This window comes from Nocardioides pyridinolyticus (assembly GCF_054653575.1).
Genome location: NZ_BAAIFY010000011.1, coordinates 116,157 through 122,348, shown reverse-complemented (window position 1 = coordinate 122,348; position 6,192 = coordinate 116,157). Strand labels below are relative to the sequence as shown.

At 72.7% G+C, this 6,192-nt stretch carries 6 protein-coding genes; 4 read left to right on the top strand and 2 right to left on the bottom strand.

Going from position 1 to position 6,192, the window contains the following annotated elements:
• Positions 1 to 6: 6 nt before the first annotated feature.
• Positions 7 to 180, bottom strand: coding sequence for a hypothetical protein (locus ACYQ0U_RS11985; RefSeq protein WP_459973083.1), 174 nt, complete (start codon positions 178 to 180; stop codon positions 7 to 9).
• 97 nt (positions 181 to 277) lie between these two features.
• On the opposite strand from ACYQ0U_RS11985, the gene ACYQ0U_RS11980 reads away from it, so the two are divergent.
• Genes ACYQ0U_RS11980 through prfB form a run of 3 tightly spaced genes read left to right on the top strand, consistent with a single transcriptional unit; the run spans position 278 to position 4,529 of the window.
• On the top strand, positions 278 to 2,596 hold the full coding sequence (locus tag ACYQ0U_RS11980; protein ID WP_459973081.1) for a PAS domain S-box protein: 2,319 nt from the start codon (positions 278 to 280) through the stop codon (positions 2,594 to 2,596).
• A gap of 9 nt (positions 2,597 to 2,605) precedes the next feature.
• Positions 2,606 to 3,364, top strand: coding sequence for a response regulator (locus ACYQ0U_RS11975; RefSeq protein WP_459973079.1), 759 nt, complete (start codon positions 2,606 to 2,608; stop codon positions 3,362 to 3,364).
• Positions 3,365 to 3,410: 46 nt separating this feature from the next.
• The gene (gene prfB / locus ACYQ0U_RS11970; protein ID WP_459973077.1) at positions 3,411 to 4,529 is read left to right on the top strand and encodes a peptide chain release factor 2; all 1,119 of its coding nucleotides are present in this window, start codon (positions 3,411 to 3,413) and stop codon (positions 4,527 to 4,529) included.
• A gap of 90 nt (positions 4,530 to 4,619) precedes the next feature.
• Here prfB and ACYQ0U_RS11965 read toward each other — a convergent pair whose 3' ends face one another.
• Positions 4,620 to 5,216 (bottom strand): TetR/AcrR family transcriptional regulator, encoded by a 597-nt coding sequence (locus ACYQ0U_RS11965; RefSeq protein ID WP_459973075.1) that lies wholly within the window; start codon positions 5,214 to 5,216, stop codon positions 4,620 to 4,622.
• Positions 5,217 to 5,261: 45 nt separating this feature from the next.
• Here ACYQ0U_RS11965 and ACYQ0U_RS11960 point away from each other — a divergent pair, with 45 nt between their 5' ends.
• Positions 5,262 to 6,161 (top strand): oxygenase MpaB family protein, encoded by a 900-nt coding sequence (locus ACYQ0U_RS11960; protein WP_459973073.1) that lies wholly within the window; start codon positions 5,262 to 5,264, stop codon positions 6,159 to 6,161.
• Positions 6,162 to 6,192 lie beyond the last annotated feature (31 nt).

Below are 6,192 nucleotides of genomic sequence, written 5' to 3'. Positions count from 1 at the left end.
GACTCCCTAGGGGTGCGTGACGTCGGAGACGGGCACCTGGTCCGGGCCGTGCTCGCCCACCCCGGCCAGCTCGGCCAGCGCGAGGAGCACCAGCGCGAGCAGCGCGGCGCCGACCAGCGCGCCGGCGATGCGGGCACGGTGCCTGCGGAGCGCGGGCGTCGGTCGGACGTCGATGTTCACCCCTCGACGGTCGCAGACGAGTCGACGGCTCGCGGCCGAACGGTGCCTCACCTCTCTGCGATGCACGAACCTGCAAGAAAGTGGGTAGGTTCCTCCCGTGTCCGGGGGAGAGGGAGGCCGGGATCCCGCGATCCCGACCATCGTGATCGTGGACGACGCCGCCGAGGTGCGGACGCTCGTGCGGACGCGCCTGCGCCTGTCCCGGAAGCTCGCGGTCGTCGCCGAGGGCGGCACCGGAGCCGAGGCGGTCGTCGCCGCGCGTGAGCACCGGCCCGACCTGATGCTGCTCGACGTGTCCATGCCCGAGATGGACGGCCTCGAGGCGCTGCCCCAGGTGATCGCGGCGTCCCCGGACACCCGCGTGGTCATGTACAGCGGCTTCTCCGAGCAGGGGCTCGCCGACCGGGCCCTCGAGCTCGGCGCCTCGATCTTCCTCGAGAAGTCCAGCTCGCTGGACACCCTCGCCGACGAGCTCGTGGCGGTCCTGGGCACGCCCCGCGCCGTGCCGGCGGCGGCCGAGCCGGTGGCGCCCCAGCCCGAGGAGGGTGAGGACGCCGTCCTGCGCGAGCACCTCGAGCGCTTCCGCGAGGTCTTCGACGACGCCGCGATCGGCATGGCGACCGTGACCCTCAGCGGCCGGGTGGTCCGCGCCAACGACGCCCTCGCCGCGCTCGTCGAGCGTCCCGCCGCCCAGCTGGTCGGCACGCCGTACGCCGGCCTGGCCGGTGCCGCCGCCGCCGACGGCATCGCGGGCGCGCTGGCCGACATCCTCGCCGGCCGCGCCCGGGTCGTGCAGGTCGAGCACGAGGTGCCGACCAGCGGCGGCGCGCGGACCGTGGTGGCGACGCTCGCGCCGGTCCTCGACAGCGAGCAGCGCCCGCTCTACGTCTTCCTCCAGGTCCAGGACGTCACCGCGCAGCGGGGCGCCGAGGAGCAGCTCCGGCTGAGCGAGGCCCGGTTCCGGCTGATCGTCGAGAACGTCGAGGACTACGCGATCTTCATGCTCGACCCGGAAGGCCGGATCGCGAGCTGGAACGCCGGAGCCCAGCGGATCAAGGGCTACACCGAGGACGAGATCGTCGGACGGCACTTCCGGGCGTTCTACCCGCCCGAGGTCCAGGCCAGCCGGCACCCCGAGCACGAGCTCGAGATCGCCCTGCGCGAGGGCCACTACGAGGAGGAGGGCTGGCGGATCCGCAAGGACGGGAGCCGGTTCTGGGCCAACGTCCTCATCACCGCCGTCCACGACCACGACGGCCGCCACGTCGGCTTCGCCAAGGTCACCCGCGACCACAGCGCCCGCCGTGAGCAGGAGGAGGCGCTGCGGCAGAGCGAGGAGCGGTTCCGGCTGCTCGTCGACAACGTCGGCGACTACGCGATCTTCATGCTCGATCCCGACGGCCGGATCGCGAGCTGGAACCTCGGTGCCCAGCGGATCAACGGCTACACCGCCGACGAGATCGTCGGCCAGCACTTCCGCGTCTTCTACCCCGAGGAGCTGCAGGCGGCGAAGCATCCCGAGCACGAGCTCGAGGTGGCGCTGCGCGAGGGGCGGTACGAGGAGGAGGGCTGGCGGATCCGCAGTGACGGCACCCGCTTCTGGGCCAACGTCGTCATCAGCGCCGTCCACGACCACGACGGCCGGCACGTCGGCTTCGCCAAGATCACCCGCGACACCTCCGAGCGACGCGAGATGCTCGACGCCCTGGCCGGCGCGAACGCCCAGCTCCAGATGGCCGCCGAGGACCAGGCCCACTTCCTCGCCGTCACCGCCCACGAGCTGCGGACGCCGGTGGGCGTGCTCGCGGGCACCGCCGAGACGCTCCGGGAGCACTGGGCGGCGCTCGACGACGAGGACCGGGAGGAGCTGCTCGGCGGGATGCTGTCGAGCGCGACCCGGCTGCGCCGGCTGCTCGCCGACCTGCTGACCGCCTCGCGGCTCCAGGCCAGCGCGCTCGACCTGGAGCTGACCCGGGTCGACGTGCTCGAGCTCGCGCGCACCGCCGCCGCGACCCCGTCCCGGCTCGACCCCGACGCCGAGGTCAGGGTCGAGGGTGAGAGCGGGCTGCTCGTCGACGGCGATCAGGACCGGCTCGCGCAGGTCCTCGACAACCTGGTCGGCAACGCGCTGCGGCACGGCACGGCGCCCGTCCGGGTGGAGGTGCGCCGGGCCGGCGACTCCGTCGAGGTCGCGGTGAGCGACGCGGGTGATGGGGTACCAGCGGACATGCGTGAGCGCCTCTTCGACCGGTTCGCCACGGGGCGCTCGCGCGGTGGCACCGGGCTGGGCCTCTACATCGTCCGCCAGCTGGCCCGCTCGCACGGCGGCGAGGCGACCTACCGGCCCGCGGAGGCGGCGAATCCGGGCAGTGGACACTTCGTGGTGTCGCTGCCCCTCGCGGCCCCGACCGCCTAGGCTGTCGCCGTGCCCATCCGCGTCCTCCTGGTGGATGATGTCGTTGAGGTACGCCGGCTGGTCCGCACCTCCCTTCGTTTCCGGGGCGGGTTCGAGGTCGTGGGTGAAGCCGCCGACGGTGCTGAAGCCGTTCGGTTGGCCGAACAGTTGCGTCCCGACGTCGTCGTCCTGGACCTCGGCCTGCCCGACATCGCCGGCCGCGAGGTCCTCTCCCGCGTGCGCCAGCACGCGCCGCAGTCGAAGGTCGTGGTGTTCTCCGGCCTGGAGACCGCCGACCGGACGTGGATCAAGGACCACTCCGAGGGCTTCGTGCTCAAGGACTCCGACCTCGGCTACCTCGTCGACCTGCTCCAGTCGATCGGGCAGCAGGGCGGCGACGCCGAGGCCGAGATCGAGCTGCCCGACGACCTCAGCAGCGTCGCGGACGCCCGCCGGTTCGTGAAGGCGCAGCTGCGTCAGTGGGGCATCGGCGAGCCGCTGGACGACGCGCTGCTCGTGGTCAGCGAGCTGGCCGCCAACGCGCTCACGCACGCGCGCTCGTCGTACTCCATCCGGCTCTCCGCGACCTCGCACGTGCTGCGGATCGAGGTCGACGACACCGGCGTCGGCACGCCCGAGCCGCAGCCGCTGACCGAGGACGAGGAGCACGGCCGCGGCCTGCACCTGGTCGACGCGCTGGCCGCGTCCTGGGGCATGGAGTCGGCCGCCAGTGGCGGCAAGCGGGTCTGGGCCGAGCTGGCGCTGCCGGCCGCCGCGGCGGCCGAGTAGCCCGCGAGTAGGCCCGACCCCCGCCGGACCCGTAACCTTGCTCCTTGTGGCAGGACCGGACTACGACGTAGAGATCAAGCAGCTCCAGGCGACGATGCGCACCATCGAGCAGGTGCTCGACCTGGACGCGATGCGCGCCGAGATCGCGGATCTCGGTGAGCAGGTCGCCGCGCCCGACCTCTGGGACGACCAGGCGAACGCCACCCGCGTCACCGGCCGCCTCTCCGCCCTCCAGGGCGAGCTCGAGCGGTTCACCTCGCTCCACGGCCGCGTCGAGGACCTGGGCCTGATGGTGGAGATGGCGCAGGAGGAGGGCGACGCCGACGCGCTGGCCGAGGCCGAGGCCGAGCTGGCCCGGCTCAAGAAGTCGGTCGAGGCGCTCGAGGTCCGCACGCTGCTCTCCGGCGAGTACGACGCCCGCGAGGCGATCGTGACCATCCGCGCCGGCGCCGGCGGCGTCGACGCCGCGGACTTCGCCGAGATGCTCATGCGGATGTACACGCGCTGGGCCGAGCAGCACAAGTACCCCGTCGAGGTCTACGACGTCTCCTACGCCGAGGAGGCCGGCATCAAGTCGGCCGAGTTCGCCATCCACGCGCCGTACGCCTACGGCACCCTGTCGGTCGAGGCGGGCACGCACCGCCTGGTCCGGATCTCGCCGTTCGACAACCAGGGCCGCCGCCAGACGTCGTTCGCCGCCGTCGAGGTCGTGCCGGTGCTCGAGCAGACCGACGAGGTCGAGATCGACGAGAACGACCTCCGCGTCGACGTCTTCCGCTCCGGTGGCCCCGGCGGCCAGTCGGTCAACACCACCGACTCGGCGGTCCGCCTGACCCACATCCCGACCGGCATCGTGGTCAGCTGCCAGAACGAGAAGTCGCAGCTGCAGAACAAGGCCTCCGCGATGGTCGTCCTCAAGGCCAAGCTGCTCGCGAAGCAGAAGGCCGAGGAGGCCGCGCTCAAGAAGGAGCTCAAGGGCGACGTCGCCGCCGCCTGGGGCGACCAGATGCGCAACTACGTGCTGAACCCGTACCAGATGGTCAAGGACCTGCGGACCGGCTTCGAGGTCGGCAACCCGCAGGCGGTCTTCGACGGCGACGTCGACGACTTCATCGAGGCCGGCATCCGCTGGCGCCGGGGTGCCGAGAAGGCCGCCGAGAACTAGCCCGGGGTTGGCCCGGGGCTGGTTCCGCCGACGCTTGTAACGCGGGGTTAGGACAACTGTGATCCCGTTCGAACGGGGTGACCAGTGGTGCTAACCCCGCGTTACAGCTGCGACCGCGCGCGCGACCGCGTCCGCGAAGTCATCGGCAGCCAGGGTGGCGGGGGAGACCTGGGCGTCGTCGAAGAGCGCCTGGGAGGCGCCGAGCGCGAAGAGGATGCGCCACGCGGCCTCGGCCGACGCGGGGGAGGCGTCGAAGCGGGTGCGCAGCCATCCGGTGACGGTCGTGGCGAGCAGGTGGGAGCTGCGCACGTTGCGGGCCTCGAGGTCGGGCGAGCCCTGGCCCTCGACGAGGAAGGCCCGCATGGCGCCGCGGTGGCGGGCGAAGATGTCCAGCGCCGCCCGGGCGAGCAGCCGCAGCGCGCGGTCGTCGTCGGGCTCGCCGTCCGCGCGGCCGAACGCCGCCGCCGTCTCGGCCTCGATCGCGCCCAGGGCGCGGTCCTGGGCCGCCCGCAGCAGGCCGCCACGGTCGCCGAAGCGGTGGTAGAGCGAGCCGTTCGACGTACCCGCCCCGCGGGCGACGGCCGCCACGGTCACGGCCTGGAGCCCGCCGGACTCCAGCAGCGCCAGCGTCGCCTCGAGCATCCGGTCCGCGGAGGACTCGCTGCGGGTCTGGACGGGGATGCGCACGACGCCACCCTAGCCAAAGTGGAGCGACTGCTCTAGTTTGGCGTCATGCGGCGCGACCACTGGAAGCGGTACAACGACCGGCTGGACCCCCGGCGCGACTTCGTCGAGATCTACGCGAAGGTCGTCGCCCACGAGTTCCCGTGGGACATGAACCAGGCGCTCGGCTTCGCGCTCTTCCGCACCTACGCCGTGCCCGGCATCGGCCGGCTCCTCGACCGGACCGGCGAGTTCACCCGGCGCCCGCAGAAGCGGTACGACGACACCGCGCTGCTCCTCGAGCCGCCGAACCGCCTCGGCTTCGAGCACCCCGAGGCTCGGGCCGCGATCCGCCGGATCAACCAGATGCACCGCGCCTACGACATCCCGAACCATGAGTTCCGCTACGTGCTCAGCACGTTCGTCGTCGTCCCCAAGCGCTGGCTCGACGACTACGGCAAGCGCCCGCTCACCGCCACCGAGCTCGAGGCGAGCGTGCAGTACTACCGCACGCTGGGCCGCCACCTGGGCATCACCGACGTCCCGGAGACCTACGAGGAGTTCGCGGAGCTGATGGACTCCTACGAGGCCGAGCACTTCGCGTACGACGAGGGCGGCCGCCGCGTCGCCGACTCGACGCTCGCGCTCATGGCCGGCTTCCAGCCGCGCCTCGCGCGGCCGGTGATGGGCGTCTTCAGCCGGTCGCTGATGGATCCGCCCCTGCGCCGCGCGTTCCGGTACGACGACCCGCCGGCCCTGGTCGAGAAGGCCTCGCGCGGGGCGCTCAAGGCGCGCGGCCGGCTGCTGCGGCTCTTCCCGGCGCGCCGGGACCCGAAGCTGATCGAGGACCTGCCGCAGATCCGGAGCTACCCGAACGGCTACCGGGTCGAGGAGCTCGGCACGTTCCCCGTGCCGGGCCGGTCCGGCTGCCCGGTCCGGCACGGAGACGCGGAGGCCGCCCAGGCGTAGAGACGCCCGTGGCTCCAGCCTGCGGGGACGG